The 14,519-nt window shown below is 64.8% G+C and carries 16 protein-coding genes; 12 read left to right on the forward strand and 4 right to left on the reverse strand.

What is annotated here, in order from left to right; translation table 11 throughout:
• The first annotated feature begins 13 nt into the window (after window positions 1–13).
• Complete coding sequence (locus RIdsm_RS14085; RefSeq protein WP_057815213.1) at window positions 14–250, forward strand: DUF1127 domain-containing protein; 237 nt, start codon at window positions 14–16, stop codon at window positions 248–250.
• 62 nt (window positions 251–312) lie between these two features.
• On the opposite strand, the gene RIdsm_RS14090 is transcribed toward RIdsm_RS14085, so the two are convergent.
• Together RIdsm_RS14090 and RIdsm_RS14095 are read right to left on the reverse strand one after the other, a co-directional pair.
• A complete protein-coding gene (locus tag RIdsm_RS14090; protein WP_143100325.1) occupies window positions 313–882 on the reverse strand; it encodes a hypothetical protein in 570 nt (189 codons plus the stop codon).
• A 4-nt stretch (window positions 883–886) separates the two neighbouring features.
• Window positions 887–1,309, reverse strand: coding sequence for a PaaI family thioesterase (locus tag RIdsm_RS14095; RefSeq protein ID WP_057815210.1), 423 nt, complete (start codon window positions 1,307–1,309; stop codon window positions 887–889).
• Window positions 1,310–1,367: 58 nt separating this feature from the next.
• Here RIdsm_RS14095 and RIdsm_RS14100 point away from each other — a divergent pair, with 58 nt between their 5' ends.
• From RIdsm_RS14100 to gluQRS, 5 genes are all read left to right on the forward strand, one after another.
• Window positions 1,368–2,153 (forward strand): enoyl-CoA hydratase, encoded by a 786-nt coding sequence (locus RIdsm_RS14100; protein ID WP_057815207.1) that lies wholly within the window; start codon window positions 1,368–1,370, stop codon window positions 2,151–2,153.
• Window positions 2,154–2,299: 146 nt separating this feature from the next.
• Window positions 2,300–3,661: a cytochrome-c peroxidase gene (locus RIdsm_RS14105; protein WP_143100324.1), complete on the forward strand. Its 1,362-nt coding sequence runs from the start codon at window positions 2,300–2,302 to the stop codon at window positions 3,659–3,661.
• 39 nt (window positions 3,662–3,700) lie between these two features.
• Window positions 3,701–5,065, forward strand: coding sequence for a methylenetetrahydrofolate--tRNA-(uracil(54)-C(5))-methyltransferase (FADH(2)-oxidizing) TrmFO (trmFO, locus tag RIdsm_RS14110; RefSeq protein WP_057815203.1), 1,365 nt, complete (start codon window positions 3,701–3,703; stop codon window positions 5,063–5,065).
• Window positions 5,066–5,077: 12 nt separating this feature from the next.
• Entirely contained in the window at window positions 5,078–5,692 is a 615-nt protein-coding gene (locus RIdsm_RS14115; RefSeq protein WP_057815200.1) for a class I SAM-dependent DNA methyltransferase, read from the forward strand.
• Window positions 5,689–6,543 (forward strand): tRNA glutamyl-Q(34) synthetase GluQRS, encoded by an 855-nt coding sequence (gluQRS, locus tag RIdsm_RS14120; RefSeq protein ID WP_057815199.1) that lies wholly within the window; start codon window positions 5,689–5,691, stop codon window positions 6,541–6,543. The genes RIdsm_RS14115 and gluQRS overlap by 4 nt, the downstream gene beginning before the upstream one ends.
• 59 nt (window positions 6,544–6,602) lie before the next feature.
• Here gluQRS and RIdsm_RS14125 read toward each other — a convergent pair whose 3' ends face one another.
• Entirely contained in the window at window positions 6,603–7,973 is a 1,371-nt protein-coding gene (locus RIdsm_RS14125; RefSeq protein ID WP_057815197.1) for a class II 3-deoxy-7-phosphoheptulonate synthase, read from the reverse strand.
• Window positions 7,974–8,145: 172 nt separating this feature from the next.
• Between RIdsm_RS14125 and RIdsm_RS14130 the strand changes: the two genes are divergently transcribed.
• Window positions 8,146–9,147, forward strand: coding sequence for a GlxA family transcriptional regulator (locus RIdsm_RS14130; protein WP_057815195.1), 1,002 nt, complete (start codon window positions 8,146–8,148; stop codon window positions 9,145–9,147).
• Window positions 9,148–9,230: 83 nt separating this feature from the next.
• Here RIdsm_RS14130 and RIdsm_RS14135 read toward each other — a convergent pair whose 3' ends face one another.
• On the reverse strand, window positions 9,231–10,325 hold the full coding sequence (locus tag RIdsm_RS14135; protein ID WP_057815193.1) for a PQQ-dependent sugar dehydrogenase: 1,095 nt from the start codon (window positions 10,323–10,325) through the stop codon (window positions 9,231–9,233).
• A gap of 162 nt (window positions 10,326–10,487) precedes the next feature.
• Here RIdsm_RS14135 and RIdsm_RS14140 point away from each other — a divergent pair, with 162 nt between their 5' ends.
• The 5 genes from RIdsm_RS14140 to RIdsm_RS14160 all read left to right on the forward strand — a co-directional run bounded on the left by RIdsm_RS14140 (window position 10,488) and on the right by RIdsm_RS14160 (window position 14,359).
• On the forward strand, window positions 10,488–11,675 hold the full coding sequence (locus RIdsm_RS14140; protein WP_057815191.1) for an ABC transporter substrate-binding protein: 1,188 nt from the start codon (window positions 10,488–10,490) through the stop codon (window positions 11,673–11,675).
• Between the two features lie 89 nt (window positions 11,676–11,764).
• On the forward strand, window positions 11,765–12,553 hold the full coding sequence (locus tag RIdsm_RS14145; protein WP_057815190.1) for an ABC transporter ATP-binding protein: 789 nt from the start codon (window positions 11,765–11,767) through the stop codon (window positions 12,551–12,553).
• Entirely contained in the window at window positions 12,550–13,095 is a 546-nt protein-coding gene (locus tag RIdsm_RS14150; RefSeq protein WP_057815188.1) for a hypothetical protein, read from the forward strand. Before RIdsm_RS14145 ends, RIdsm_RS14150 begins: the two co-directional genes overlap by 4 nt.
• A complete protein-coding gene (locus tag RIdsm_RS14155; protein WP_074939717.1) occupies window positions 13,092–13,925 on the forward strand; it encodes an ABC transporter ATP-binding protein in 834 nt (277 codons plus the stop codon). Before RIdsm_RS14150 ends, RIdsm_RS14155 begins: the two co-directional genes overlap by 4 nt.
• Before the next feature lie 2 nt (window positions 13,926–13,927).
• Entirely contained in the window at window positions 13,928–14,359 is a 432-nt protein-coding gene (locus RIdsm_RS14160) for a hypothetical protein (protein WP_057815186.1), read from the forward strand.
• Window positions 14,360–14,519 lie beyond the last annotated feature (160 nt).

Below are 14,519 nucleotides of genomic sequence, written 5' to 3' on the forward strand. Positions count from 1 at the left end.
AGAGGAGTTCGCCATGTCCGCCTTGACACAATCGGATCGCATGGTTTCATCGCACCTGTCCCGCCGCGCCCCCCGCGTGCCGTTTCTGACGGCATGGGTTGCGCGCTCGGTCCGCGTGGCGCTCCTCTGGCAACACCGCCACCGCACGCGCACCCAGCTCAAACAGCTGCCACCCCATCTGTTGCGTGACGTCGGCCTGACCGAAGACGATGCGCGCATCGAAAGGACCAAACCGTTCTGGAGGCCGTGACAGTTCCCCGTAACGTGCCTCTTCCTGATGGGCCGGAGCCATGTCTCCGGCCCCTTTTTTTGTTAATATCCGTCGAGCGTCCCGAACAGGCGGTACTGGGTCGTCTCGTCATAGACCGTCAGCGACCACGCATCGAAGGACTGCGCCGTGATACAACGGTTGCCCTGCCCCGACAGCACCAGTTCCGCCTCGGTCGGACCCTCGTTGGCAAAGCGGCCCGTGCCCGCCACCGTTCCGCGAAAGCGCAGCTCCGTGTAAAGCGACGTCTCCCCTTCGCCGGTCAGCGCGGTATCGGCGCCGAACCACGTGTAGGCGTCAGGCCACGGAAAGGTCAGCGCACCATCGCCCTGCCCCAGCGTGAAGGTGACCCCGTTTTCGCTCACATCGAACGCGACCGAATAGGTCGGCTGCGGGTCTTCGATGCCCACCACGCATTCCATGCCGCAAGCCGTCAGGTAAAGCCGCGCGGGGCTCGTCGGCTCAAGCCGTGAAATCTCCCCCACCTCCCAGTTGCCGCGAGTGACATCCTGTTCGAAACGGGTGCCGGGATCTGCGCAACAGGCACAGGCGAACGCCGCCCCCGGCAAAATCGCCGGGGCCAACGCGAAAAGGGAAACCATACGTCTCAGCATGGTGTCAGTCTTTCGGCGGAATCGAATATGTCAAGCTCGCCCGCGCCACGGGATGCTCTCCCCCGTCGGAAAAGATCAAAACCTCACCAACCGCCAGCACCCGGCCCAGCTTGAGCAGCCGGCATTCGGCGATCAGGTCGGTATTCGAGGCCGGTTTGCGCATGAAGTCGATCGAACAGTTCGTCGTGACGGTCATGCCCTCAAGGCCTATCATCCCCAGGATGGCGATGTAGACCGACACGTCCGCCAGGGCGAAGACCGACGGACCGGACACCGTGCCGCCCGGGCGCAAATGCGCCTCGTCGACATGCAGGCGCACCCGCACCCGCATTTCCCCCAGCTCTTCGATGGTGAACTGCCCGTCCACCTGCGGGAACACCTCCGCAAGGTAACCGGCAATTTCTTCGGCGGTCATTTTCAGGCTCATACTTTTCTCCCAGGGCGATGGGCTTTAAGAAGGATCACAACGTCATGGGAGAGACAAGATGCCAATTCTCATCCGCGAAGATCAGGGTGCCATCGCCCGGCTGACCCTGAATGCCCCCGAAAAGCTGAATGCGCTGTCCGACGCGATGCTCGCCGCATTGCAGGAGGAGTTCGACGCGCTCCGAGAAGACCGCAGCATTCGCGCCGTGATCCTCGGCGGCGCCGGCAAGGCCTTCTGTGCCGGCCACGACCTGAAGGAGATGACCCAGGGCCGGCAGGCCGAGGATGGCGGCAAGGCCTATTTCGCCGATCTCTTCACCCGCTGCTCGAAAGTCATGACCGCGATCCGCAGCCTGCCCCAGCCGGTGATCGCCAAGCCCCACGGCATCGCCACCGCCGCCGGCTGCCAGCTTGTCGCCTCCTGCGACCTAGCCGTCGCGGCCGAAGGGACACGGTTCGGCGTCAACGGCGTCAATATCGGCCTCTTCTGCTCCACCCCGATGGTCGCGCTCAGCCGCAACATCCCCCGCAAACAGGCCTTCGAGATGCTGACCACCGGCGAATTCATCGAACCCGACCGTGCCATCGCCCTCGGCCTCATCAACCGTGCCGTCCCCGCCGACCAGCTCGACGACGCGGCCATGGAGCTTGCCGAAACGCTCGCCTCCAAACTGGGAAGCGCCGTCAAGATCGGCAAACAGGCCTTCTACCAGCAGCTCGAAATGGGACTCGACGACGCCTATGACTACACCCGCGACGTGATGGTCGAGAACATGCTCGACCGCGACACCGAGGAAGGCATCAACGCGTTCATCGAGAAGCGCCCCCCGGACTGGACCCAGTAACGCACCCCCTTTCGCCAGTTTTTTCCAAGGGGGCCAATAGCTTGGGCATTGTTTCCGGCGCCGCGTCGGAGTTTTTCAATTTTTGCCCTATTTTTGCCGCAATTCATTAAGTAGCCTTTTTGATTGTATAATTCGGGGATGCTGTCGTGCCGAAGCCTTGGGTGTTTGCCGGGCTGCTGAGCCTTCACGCAGGCGTCGCGACCGCGGCCGGCCTGCCCGAACCCGCGCGCCACGATACCTTCCCCACCCCCTCGGCCGAGTCCGTCCTCTTGGGCCGCGACCTGTTCTTCGACCCGATCCTGTCGGGCAACCGCAACATCTCCTGCGCCACCTGTCACCATCCGGCCCTGGCCAGCGGCGACGAGATGTCCCTGTCCATCGGCGAAGGCGGCATCGGCCTCGGCAAGGAACGCATCCCCGACCCAGCCAACCTGCCCCGCGCTCGGGTGCCCCGCAACGCACCGGCCCTCTTCAATCTCGGCGCGGCGGAATTTACCACGCTCTTTCACGACGGCCGCGTCGAGCGGGACCCGTCGGCACGTTTCGGCATCAGGATGCCCCCGGATTTCACGCTGGAACGCGCGGCGGGCACGCCGCTCGCGGCACAGGCCGCCCTGCCCATCACCTCACATGACGAGATGGCCGGCCAACCCGGTGAGAACGAGATCGCCGACGCGGTCAATGCCGGCAATGTGCACGGCCCCGCCGGCGCGTGGCAGATGCTGACCGACCGTGTCGCCGCCATCCCCGAATACCGCCAGCGCTTCGCCTGGCTCAAGGGCAACGCCGACAGCCTGCACATCTCCGACATCGGCCAGGTCATCGGCGATTTCATCGCCTTCGAGTTCCGCTCGGTCGACAGCCCGTTCGACGAATTCCTGCGCGGCGACGACGCCGCGCTCTCGAACGATCAGAAGCGCGGCATGTCGCTCTTCTACGGCAAGGCCCAATGCGCGACCTGCCATACCGGCCTTTTCCAGACCGATCACGGGTTCCATGCGCTCGGCCTTCCGCCCGTCGGCCCCGGCAAGGGCCACGGGCCCGGCGGCTATGCCGACCACGGCCGCGCCGGCGTCACCGGCGACCCGAAAGACGCCTATTTCTTCCGAACACCCTCGCTTCGCAACGTGACCATCACCGCGCCCTACGGCCACAATGGCGCCTATGGCGAACTTGAAGACATCATCCGGCACCATCTCGACCCCCTGACATGGCTGGCCCAGTACAAGGTCGAAAAGGCCCTTCTCCCCGAAGTCGAGGTCGATATCCCCGACACCGCCGCTCTTGACGATTTCGACGAGATGCTGCGCATCGCCATGTCCGTCGAGCTCGAGCCGCTCTACCTCCGAGATGACGAGATACAGGCCATCATCGCCTTCCTTGCCGCGCTGGAAGACCCGCGCGCCTCCCACGGCAGGCTCGGCGCGCCGTACACCGTGCCCTCCGGCCTTCCGGTCGACACCGGCCCGATGGATCACGGCGACACCGCCACCGTGTCGGATTACTGACCCTTTCCAAACGCCCGGCAATCGCCTAGATCGCCCTTCATGGACAAGACACTTCATATCGTCGGCGGCGGAATGGCCGGATCGGAAGCCGCGTGGCAGGCCGCCCGCATGGGCGTCAACGTGGTCATTCACGAAATGCGCCCGCAGGTCGGCACCTTCGCCCACCGCACCGGCGACCTGGCCGAGATGGTCTGCTCGAACTCCTTCCGCTCGGATGACGACGAGCAGAACGCCGTGGGCCTGCTGCATTGGGAAATGCGCAAGGCCGGCGGGCTGATCATGGAAATGGCCGATGCCCACCGCCTGCCCGCGGGCGGCGCCCTGGCCGTCGACCGCGATCCGTTCGCCCGCGCCGTCACCGACCGCCTGCGCGCCCACCCGAATGTCAGCGTCGAGACCGGCGAGATCACCGACCTGCCCGATGACGGCCAGTGGATCTTCGCCACCGGCCCGCTCACCTCCGAAAAACTGGGCCAGTCCATCGCCCGCGAAACCGGCTCCACCGCGCTGGCCTTCTTCGACGCCATCGCCCCCATCGTCTATTTCGACACGATCGACATGGACAAGGCGTGGATGCAGTCGCGCTACGACAAGGGCGATACCGAGGAAGAGCGCACCGCCTACCTCAACTGCCCGATGGACCGCGACCAGTACGAGGCCTTCATCGACGCGCTCCTCGCGGCTGAGAAGACAGAGTTCCACGAGGGCGAGACCGCCCAGTATTTCGACGGCTGCCTGCCCATCGAGGTGATGGCCGAACGCGGCCGCGAAACCCTGCGCCACGGGCCGATGAAACCGGTGGGCCTGACCAACCCGCATCAGCCGGATGTCAAGGCGCACGCCGTCGTCCAGCTCCGCCGCGACAACGCGCTCGGTACGCTCTACAACATCGTGGGCTTCCAGACCAAGATGAAGTACGGCGCACAAACCTCTGTTTTCAAGATGATTCCCGGGCTGGAGAACGCGGCATTCGCCCGCCTCGGCGGCATTCACCGCAACACCTTCCTCAACTCCCCCACGCTGCTCGACGCCCAGATGCGCCTGCGCGCCCGGCCCAACATCCGCTTCGCCGGCCAGATCACAGGCGTCGAGGGCTATGTCGAATCCGCCGCCATGGGCCTGCTCGCCGGCCGCCTCGCCGCCGCCGAGCTTCTGGGCAAGGACGTCCCCGCCCCGCCGCAGGACAGCGCCATGGGCGCGCTCATCCACCACATCACCGGCGGCGCCGAGGCCAAGACCTTCCAACCGATGAACGTCAATTTCGGCCTTTTCCGCCCCGTCGACGGCCTGAAAGGCGGGCGCCGCGGCCGGCGCGACCGCTACAAGGCCTATACCGACCGGGCAAAAGCCGCTTGGTCCGACTGGCTCGCGCAATGCCCACTGGACGAAAGCGAGCCCGTGTGATTTGCTCACCCCATGGGTGAGAAATTTTTGGACCGGGTCTACGATGCGTCGACGCCTGAGGGAACTCAGGCGCTCTACGATGCGTGGGCCTCGACCTACGACGCGGAAATTGCCGAAAACGGCTACGCCACCCCCGGCCGCGTGGCAGAAGCCATGTTCAAGCATGTCCCCGATTCCGATGCGCCGATCCTCGATTTCGGCTGCGGCACCGGGCTGTCGGGCCTTGCGCTGAAACTGGCCGGGTTCTCGACCATCGACGGAATGGACCCGAGCCCCGAAATGGTCGACGGCGCCCGCAAGAAAGGCGTCTACCGCTCGCTTACCGTGCTCGACGTCAAGGAAACCGCGCCTGTCCCGAAAGACGCCTACAGCGCCATCACCGCCACCGGCGTGATCGGCACCGGCGCCGCGCCCGCCTCGACCTTCGGGATGCTGATGAAGGCGCTGCCCAAGGGCGGCCTGCTGGGGCTCAGCCTCAATGACCACGCCCTCGCCGACCCGCGCTTCGAGGCGGCGCTCAACGAATGGCTCGACTGCGGCGCCGCCCATCTGCGCTTCAAGAAATACGGGCCGCACCTGCCTGGCCTCAACCTGAAGTGCAACGTCTACGTCATTGAAAAGGCGTGAAATTCGCCACACGCTTTGCCCCGTCGCCGACGGGCCCGTTGCATCTCGGGCACGCTTACTCGGCGCTACTTGCCCATGACATGGCAAAGGCGGCCAGCGGCACCTTCCACCTCCGCATCGACGACATCGACCAGAGCCGCAGCCGCAGATCCTGGGAAATCCAGATTTTCGACGACCTCGCCTGGCTCGGCATCGACTGGCCGCAACCCGTCTGGCGCCAGTCAGAGCGGCTGCCCACCTATCGCAAGGCGCTCGAACAGCTTTGGAACCGCGGCCTGCTCTACCCCTGCACCTGCACCCGCGCCGATATCCGCGCCGCCGCCTCCGCCCCGCAGGAAGGCGCGCCGCTGCACGGGCCCGACGGTCTGATCTATCCCGGCACCTGCCGCCCGGACACGCCGCCCACCGGCCCCATGCCCGACACGCCCCTGCGCCTCGACATGCGCCGCGCCTTGGCCGAGGTCGACAGCCCGATCACCTTCGAGGAAACCGGCACCGGCCCCAGCGGCGAAACCGGCCACATCGAACCCGCCGACATGGTCACAAACGTCGGCGATGTGGCCCTCGCCCGCACCGGCATGGGCGCCTCCTACCACCTGTCGATCGTCTGCGACGATGCCGATCAGGCCATCACCCACGTGATCCGGGGCCAGGATCTCTACTCCGCCACACAGATCCACGTCCTGCTTCAACGCCTGCTTGACCTCCCCACCCCGACCTATCACCACCACCGCCTCATCCGCGACGAGCATGGCAAGCGCCTCGCCAAGCGCGACGATGCCCGCGCCATCGCCACCTACCGCGACGAGGGTAAATCCCCCGCCGATATCCGCGCCATGGTCGGCCTCTGACCCAAACGAAAAAGGCCGGCGCAACCGCCGGCCTTCCAAAAAATCGGTGAACGCGAAGCTCAGCCCACCTTCACATCCGCCCGCGCCTCGCGCAGCGCCGAGAGCTCCTCGGCCACGAGGAACGCCAGCTCCAGCGCCTGCGACGCATTGAGCCGCGGATCGCACGCCGTGTGATACCGATCCGACAGGTTCTCCTCCAGCACCGCGCGGACGCCGCCGGTGCATTCGGTCACGTCCTGCCCCGTCATCTCGAAATGCACGCCGCCCGGCGTGGTGCCTTCCGACCGGTGAACGGCAAAGAACTCCTGCACCTCGCGCAGCACCGCGTCGAACGGCCGGGTCTTGAACCCGCTGGCCGACTTGATCGTGTTGCCATGCATCGGGTCGCAGACCCAGACCACGTTGGCGCCCTCTTCCTGCACCGTCCTGATCAGCCGCGGCAGATGCTCGCCCGCTTTGCCCGCACCGAACCGCGCGATCAGCGTCAGCCGCCCCTCTTCGTTGTCGGGGTTCAGCGTGGCCAGAAGGCGCTTGAGGTCGTCCGTATCCATCGTCGGACCGCACTTGAGGCCGATCGGGTTCAGCACGCCCCGGGCGAATTCCACATGCGCCCCGTCCGGCTGCCGCGTGCGGTCGCCGATCCAGATCATGTGACCCGAACCCGCCAGCCACTTGCCGGAGGTGGAATCGAGCCGGCACAATGCCTCTTCGTATTCCAGCAGCAGCCCCTCGTGCGAGGTGTAGAAATCCACCGATTGCAGCGTCGGCGCATTGGCGCTGTCGATGCCGGCCGCCTTCATGAAATCGAGCGTGTCGCTGATCCGGTTGGCCATGTCGCGATACCGCTCGGCCTTCTCGCCCTCGGTAAAGCCCAGCGTCCAGGCATGCACCTGGTGCACATCGGCATAACCACCGGTCGAGAACGCCCGCAACAGGTTCAGCGTCGCCGCCGCCTGCGTATAGGCCTGCAGCATCTTCTGCGGGTCGGGAATGCGCGCCTCGGCGGTAAAGGGAAGCTCGTTGATGATGTCGCCGCGATAGCTGGGCAGCTCGACGCCATCGACCACCTCGGTCGGAGCCGAGCGCGGCTTGGCGAACTGGCCCGCCATCCGGCCCACCTTGATGACCGGCACCTTGGCGCCATAGGTCAGCACCATCGCCATCTGCAGCATGACCTTGAACGTGTCGCGAATGGCATCGGCCGAAAACTGGTCGAACGCCTCGGCACAATCACCGCCCTGCAGCAGGAACGCTTCGCCCCGCCCGGCAGCCCCAAGCTGCCGTTTGAGCTTGCGCGCCTCACCCGCAAAGACCAGCGGAGGAAATTGCGACAGCCGTGCCTCCACGGCCTGCAAAGCGCCGGCATCGGTATACTCCGGCATCTGGACCCGGGGCTTGCTGCGCCAGTCGGATTTGTGCCAATCAGCCATTTTCTCTCTCCGCAACCAGAAAACGAGGCCCGTCTATACAGGAGGCGGTCCGCCGAGGCCAGAGACGAAGTATCGGCAGGATGTCGTTTTTGGTGTATGACGGTCTTGTCAATTGCAACACTTTCGTGAAAAGACGCAATTCCATGACGCCAGGTCGCGGAGAATCGTCGCCATGCAGGTTGAGACTGGCAAAGTCGAGGTGAAGGCGCAGGGCGCACCCAGACGTTTCGTTTTCGTTCTTCTCGAAAACTTCTCCCTGCTCAGCTTTGCCGCGGCCCTCGATTGCCTGCGGATCGCGAACCGTATGGCCGACAAAACCCTGTATACATGGGTGACCACCGGCGAATCCGGCGACACCGTCGGCTGTTCCGCCGGCACGCGGTTCCATCTCGACATGCCTCTCGAAGAGCTCAGCCGTGACGACACGATGCTGATCTGCGGCGGCACCGATATCCAGCAGGCGACCACCAAGAAGCTGCTGAACTGGCTGCGCCGCGAGGCCCGCCGCGGCCTACGCGTGGGCGGTCTCTGCACGGCAAGCTACGTGATGGCGCGCGCCGGCCTGCTCGATGGCAAGAAAGCGACCATCCACTGGGAAAACCATGACAGCTTCACCGAGGAATTCGACGAGGTAGAACTGACCAAGTCGGTCTTCGTGATCGACGGCAGCCGCATGTCGACCGCGGGGGGCACCTCCTCCATCGACCTAATGCTCAAGATCATCGCCGACGAACAGGGCGACAAGCTCGCCAATGCCGTGGCCGACCAGATGATCTACGCCTCGATCCGCACCGACCAGGACACCCAGCGCCTGTCGGTTCCCACCCGTATCGGTGTGCGCCACCCCAAGCTCAGCCAGGTCATCCAGATGATGGAGGCCAATATCGAGGAACCGATCAGCCCCGCCATCCTCGCCAAGGATGTCGGCATGTCGACGCGTCAGCTAGAACGGCTGTTCCGGCGCTACCTCAACCGCTCGCCCAAGCGCTACTACATGGAACTGCGGCTTCAAAAGGCCCGCAACCTGCTGATGCAGACCGACATGACCGTGATCAACGTGGCGCTGGCCTGCGGGTTCGCCAGCCCCTCGCACTTCTCCAAGTGTTACCGCTCACACTACAACACCACGCCTTATCGTGAGCGCGGCTCCCAATCGACCCGGCTTTCGGTCTAAGCCTCTGAATTCATTACTTTTACGCAACGCCCCGCTTTCTTGAAAAGAAAGCGGACAGAAATCTTTTCAAGATTTCGCACCCATCACGGCGTCACCCGGTACAATGCCCCCTCGCCAACCGACAGGAACCAGATCGCCCCCTCCGGCCCTTCCCGGATATCGCGCACACGCAACGTCTCGGGCCCCTCGATCCGCTCGACCTCTTCCAGCGGATCGCCCGACAGCCGCGAGATCATGTTGAACTTCAGCGAGCCCACGAAGAAATCGCCCTCCCACTCGGGCCAGAGCTTGCCCGAATAGATCATCATCCCCGACGGCGCGATCGACGGGTCCCAGTAATGCACGGGCTGCTCCATCCCTTCCTTGTGCGTGCCCTCACCAATTTTCCCGCCCGAATAGTGAACCCCGTAGGAAATCACCGGCCAGCCGTAATTGGCGCCCTTTTCCACCCGGTTCACCTCGTCGCCGCCCCGCGCGCCATGCTCGACAACCCAAAGCTGGCCAGAGGCATCCAGCGCCGCGCCCTGCGCATTGCGGTGCCCGTATGACCAGATCTCGGGCTGCGCGCCCTCCCGATCTGCGAACGGGTTTTCCGAGGGCACCGCGCCATCCTTCGTGATGTGCACCACCGACCCGTTCTCGCGCGACAGATCCTGCGCCGAGGGCCGGTCGCCGCGCTCGCCCACGGTCACGAACAAAGTGCCATCGGGCGCCTCCACGATCCGCGAGCCGAAATGCCGCCCGCCGCGCGAGCCCGGCTCCATCTCGAAAATCACCTCCCACCGGCTCAGCCGCGCCCCGTCGGGCGACAACTGCGCCTTGGCCACCGCCGTACCGGCGCCACCATCCTGCGGCTTGGAATAGCTGAAGAACAAGGTCCGGGTCCGGGCAAAGTCGCGCGGCACCAGCACATCCAGCAGGCCGCCCTGCCCGCGGGCCTGCACCTCGCCGACACCGGCCACCTCGGCCACTTGGCCATTCTCGACCAGTTTCAGCCGCCCGGCCCGCTCGGTGACCAGCACGCCACCCCCGGGCAGAAACCCGATCGCCCACGGCTCCTCGAGCCCATCCGCAACCGTCGAGACGCTCAACGCACCGGCACTGCTGTCAAGGGCACCCGCAACTCCGGCCCACGCGCAGAAGGCGGCCACAAGGCCGCCATGTCTCAACACTCTCATCAGACTGCTCCTGTTCCTTTTAACCACCTTAAAAAATGGGGCGCCGTGCCCTTACGTCAAATCACGTCCACGCGCTCTTGCGGCGGGATATCCCCTTGCTTTTCCATATCAGTCAAATAGGCTCAGCCCCCAGAACGTACTGTTCAACAGGGAGAGACAGACATGAAGAAACTACTCGCGACGACCACGGCACTCGCTCTGGGTGCAGGCGCCGCCTGGGCCCAGGACAGCGAAGTCAAGATCGGTATCATCCTCGGCTTCACCGGCCCGATTGAATCTCTGACCCCGCACATGGCGGCCGGCGCAGAGTTGGCGATGTCGGAAGTCAGCGAAAGCGGCAAGCTGCTCGACGGGATGACCGTCTCACCGGTCCGCGCCGACAGCACCTGCATCGACGCAGGCGCGGCGACGGCGGCTGCCGAACGCCTGATCACCTCCGAAGGGGTCAAGGGCATCATGGGCGCCGACTGTTCCGGCGTCACCGGCGCCATCCTGTCGAACGCGGCCGTGCCGAATGGCGTCGTGATGATCTCGCCCTCGGCCACCTCGCCGGCGCTCTCGACCGCCGAAGATGACGGCCTCTTCTTCCGCACCGCCCCCTCGGATGCCCGCCAGGGCGTCGTGATGACCGAGATCCTGATGGAGCGTGGCATCGAAGAGGTCGCGGTGACCTACACCAACAACGACTACGGCAAGGGCCTAGCCGACAGCTTCGCGGCCGCCTTCGAGGAAGCCGGCGGCACGATCACCATCAACGCCGCCCACGAAGACGGCAAGGCCGACTACTCGGCCGAGGTGGGCGCACTGGCCTCCGCCGGCGGCGACCGTCTGGTCGTGGCGGGCTATGTCGACCAGGGCGGCAGCGGCATCGTGCGTGCGGCGCTCGACTCCGGTGCCTTCGACACCTTCCACTTCCCCGACGGCATGATCGGCTCGCAGCTCGAAGCCAATTTCGGCTCCGAGGTCGACGGCTCCACCGGCCAGCACCCGGGCACCGACAGCCCCGGCGTGGCCAAGTTTGAGGAAATGGTCGGCGACAGCTTCGAGGCCACCTCGCCCTTCGCACCGGAAAGCTATGACGCCGCGGCGCTCATCATGTTGGCGATGCAAGCGGCCGGCTCCGTCGAATCCGCCGACTACAAGGAACACGTGATGGACGTGGCCAACGCCCCGGGCGAGAAAATCTTCCCCGGTGAGCTTGGCAAGGCGCTCGACATCATTGCCGAGGGCGGCGACATCGACTACGTCGGCGCGACCGCGGTGGAACTGATCGGCCCCGGGGAATCGGCCGGCAACTACCGCGAGATCGAATTCAAGGACGGCGAGATCACCACGGTCAAATTCCGCTGATCCAGCCGTAGAGGGACAAAAAGACCGGTCCCGGGCACGCCCGGGGCCGATCCAACGAACGGAGGGGCAAAAGCCCCCGGGGGACACACATGATCGTCGTCGATGACGTTCACAAGCATTTCGGCGGGTTCCATGCCGTCGATGGCGCGAGCATGACCATCCAGCAAGGTTCGATCACCGGCTTGATCGGACCTAATGGCGCCGGAAAAACAACTCTTTTCAACGTGATCGCGGGCGTTCTTCAACCAACGTCCGGCCGTGTCACCATGGCCGGCGAAGATATCACCGGCCTGCCGCCGCATGACCTGTTCCACAAGGGCCTGCTGCGCACCTTCCAGATCGCCCACGAATTCAGCTCGATGACCTGCCGCGAGAACCTGATGATGGTGCCCGGCGACCAGTCGGGAGAGCGGCTCTGGAACACCTGGTTCGGCCGCAAGCGCATCGCCGACGAGGAACGCGCCCTGCGCGCCAAGGCCGACGAGGTTCTCGAATTCCTCACCATCGAACACCTCGCCGACCACAAGGCCGGCCAGGTTTCGGGCGGTCAGAAAAAGCTGCTGGAACTCGGGCGCACCATGATGGTCGACGCCCGCATCGTCTTTCTCGACGAGGTCGGCGCTGGGGTGAACCGCACCCTGCTCAACACCATCGCCGACGCGATCGTGCAGCTGAACAAGGAACGCAACTACACCTTCGTGGTGATCGAACACGACATGGATTTCATCGGCCGCATCTGCGACCCGGTGATCTGCATGGCAGAGGGAAAGGTGCTGGCCGAGGGCACATTGGACGACATCAAGGCCAACGAGCAAGTCATCGAGGCCTATCTCGGCACGGGACTGAAAAACAAGGACATGATGGGGACACAGGCATGAAGCACTGCATCACGGCACTTGCACTTTCAATCGGACTGGCGACGGCAACGCAAGGGACGGCGGAACCGGCATCGACCGAAACATGTGAACAACTGACCGACCGCATCGAATTCTGCGGCGAGGAGAGCGGCTGGTCGCGGCTGGGCCGCGCGGTGGCCGAGGCGACAGCCGTCTATCAGCGCGGCGACAACAGCATCGGCAAGCTGATCGTCGAGATGACGGGCACCAAGGCGCTCCGCGACAAGGACGTACAGTCGGCCATCCTCAAGAAGGTCTCCGGCCAGATCAAGAAACTTGGCGGCTCTCTCGACGTGATCGCGCTCAAGGGTGGCATGATGAACCGACCCGCCGGCACGATCCTCTACAGCTACCAATCGAACGGCACCGAGGTGCTCTTCCTGCACTCCTACATGGTGCGCAAGGGCATGGTCATGCAGTTCATCACCGTGGCTCCCGGCGTCACCGATAACGACATCGCCCGGGCCACGCATCGCACCTTCATCTCGGGCTTTTCCTTCTCCGACCCCGGGGTCGCGCTTTGAGCGGAAAAAATGCTTACCAGGATGACCGCGGCAACAAGGACCGGTCGATCGCCAACCCCGACGGGGCGGGCGAAATTCCCCTGCGCCAAAGCGGCGAGGCCGTGAAGGCCGATGGCAGCGGCCCGTTCCTGATCGGCGACACCATGACCGGCGGCTACGGCAAGTCGGGCCCCGACATCCTGCACGACTGCACCATTGCCGTCGACAAGGGCGAGATCGCGGTCATCGTCGGCCCCAACGGGGCCGGCAAGTCGACCGCGATGAAGGCCGTCTTCGGCATGCTCGACCTGCGCGAAGGCCATGTGCGGCTCGACGGCGAGGATATCTCGCGCCTGAGCCCTCAGGCCCGCGTCGCCAAGGGCATGGGCTTCGTGCCCCAGAACAACAACATCTTCACCTCGATGACCGTCGAGGAAAACCTCGAGATGGGCGCCTTCATCCGCACCGACGACATCTCCGGCACGATGAACCAGGTCTATGACCTGTTCCCGATCCTGCGCGAAAAGCGGCGCCAGGCGGCCGGCGAGCTGTCCGGCGGCCAGCGCCAGCAGGTCGCCGTCGGCCGCGCCCTGATGACCAAACCGAAAGTGCTCATGCTCGACGAACCCACCGCCGGCGTCAGCCCGATCGTCATGGACGAACTGTTCGACCGCATCATCGAGGTCAGCCGCACCGGCATCCCGATCCTGATGGTCGAACAGAACGCCCGCCAGGCCCTCGAGATCGCCGACAAGGGCTATGTCATGGTGCAGGGCCGCAACGCCTATACCGGGACCGGCAAGGAACTCCTCGCCGACCCTGAGGTGCGCAAGAGTTTCCTGGGGGGATGACAATGCGAAAGATCATTGCAACGCTGGCCGTTCTGGCCGCTGTCGCCGGCTGTCGCAGCGCGGGCACCGACACCACGCCCACCACCGCGGCATCAAGCTCGGCCACCGGCCACGCCCAGATGGTCGCCTCGCTGGGCAACAGCTACATGTGGAACTGCCGCCTGCAAAGCAAATGGGGCAATCCCGACTGGCAATTCGTGCTTCAGCGCGTGGGCCGCGACAAGTTCAGCGTCGTGGTCCGAGAGGCCGGCCGCCGTCAGCCCCGCCCGATCGAGAACCTGCGCGAGGACAACGCCGCCCGCGTCTACTTCCTGCGCGACGGCAGCCGCATCCTCGTCGCCTCCGACGGCGAGGTCCGCGGCGAAGGCGACATGGGGTCTCAGGGCAACGAATACACCTCCGGCGACTGCACGAGAGGTGGACAGGCGGTATGACGGGACCACGCCGTTATCCACAGGTTTCGACCGTTCAGCCCACCAAGGAGCTGTCACATATGCAATATTTCCTCCACAGGTCTGTGGGCAAATCAGGGGATAACTTGTCGATAACCGATAATTCCGCGGGCTCCCCGCTCTTCGGGATAACGTCGCTGTC

It is taken from the genome of Roseovarius indicus (assembly GCF_008728195.1).
Classification (GTDB): Bacteria; Pseudomonadota; Alphaproteobacteria; order Rhodobacterales; family Rhodobacteraceae; genus Roseovarius; species Roseovarius indicus.

What these genes read in the sequence shown, in the direction of transcription:
- RIdsm_RS14085 (WP_057815213.1), top strand. Translation starts at nt 14, where the DNA reads ATGTCCGCCTTGACACAATCGGATCGCATGGTTTCATCGCACCTGTCC.
- RIdsm_RS14090 (WP_143100325.1), bottom strand. Translation starts at nt 882, where the DNA reads ATGCTGAGACGTATGGTTTCCCTTTTCGCGTTGGCCCCGGCGATTTTG.
- RIdsm_RS14095 (WP_057815210.1), bottom strand. Translation starts at nt 1,309, where the DNA reads ATGAGCCTGAAAATGACCGCCGAAGAAATTGCCGGTTACCTTGCGGAG.
- RIdsm_RS14100 (WP_057815207.1), top strand. Translation starts at nt 1,368, where the DNA reads ATGCCAATTCTCATCCGCGAAGATCAGGGTGCCATCGCCCGGCTGACC.
- trmFO (WP_057815203.1), top strand. Translation starts at nt 3,701, where the DNA reads ATGGACAAGACACTTCATATCGTCGGCGGCGGAATGGCCGGATCGGAA.
- RIdsm_RS14115 (WP_057815200.1), top strand. Translation starts at nt 5,078, where the DNA reads ATGGGTGAGAAATTTTTGGACCGGGTCTACGATGCGTCGACGCCTGAG.
- RIdsm_RS14125 (WP_057815197.1), bottom strand. Translation starts at nt 7,973, where the DNA reads ATGGCTGATTGGCACAAATCCGACTGGCGCAGCAAGCCCCGGGTCCAG.
- RIdsm_RS14130 (WP_057815195.1), top strand. Translation starts at nt 8,146, where the DNA reads ATGCAGGTTGAGACTGGCAAAGTCGAGGTGAAGGCGCAGGGCGCACCC.
- RIdsm_RS14135 (WP_057815193.1), bottom strand. Translation starts at nt 10,325, where the DNA reads ATGAGAGTGTTGAGACATGGCGGCCTTGTGGCCGCCTTCTGCGCGTGG.
- RIdsm_RS14140 (WP_057815191.1), top strand. Translation starts at nt 10,488, where the DNA reads ATGAAGAAACTACTCGCGACGACCACGGCACTCGCTCTGGGTGCAGGC.
- RIdsm_RS14145 (WP_057815190.1), top strand. Translation starts at nt 11,765, where the DNA reads ATGATCGTCGTCGATGACGTTCACAAGCATTTCGGCGGGTTCCATGCC.
- RIdsm_RS14150 (WP_057815188.1), top strand. Translation starts at nt 12,550, where the DNA reads ATGAAGCACTGCATCACGGCACTTGCACTTTCAATCGGACTGGCGACG.
- RIdsm_RS14160 (WP_057815186.1), top strand. Translation starts at nt 13,928, where the DNA reads ATGCGAAAGATCATTGCAACGCTGGCCGTTCTGGCCGCTGTCGCCGGC.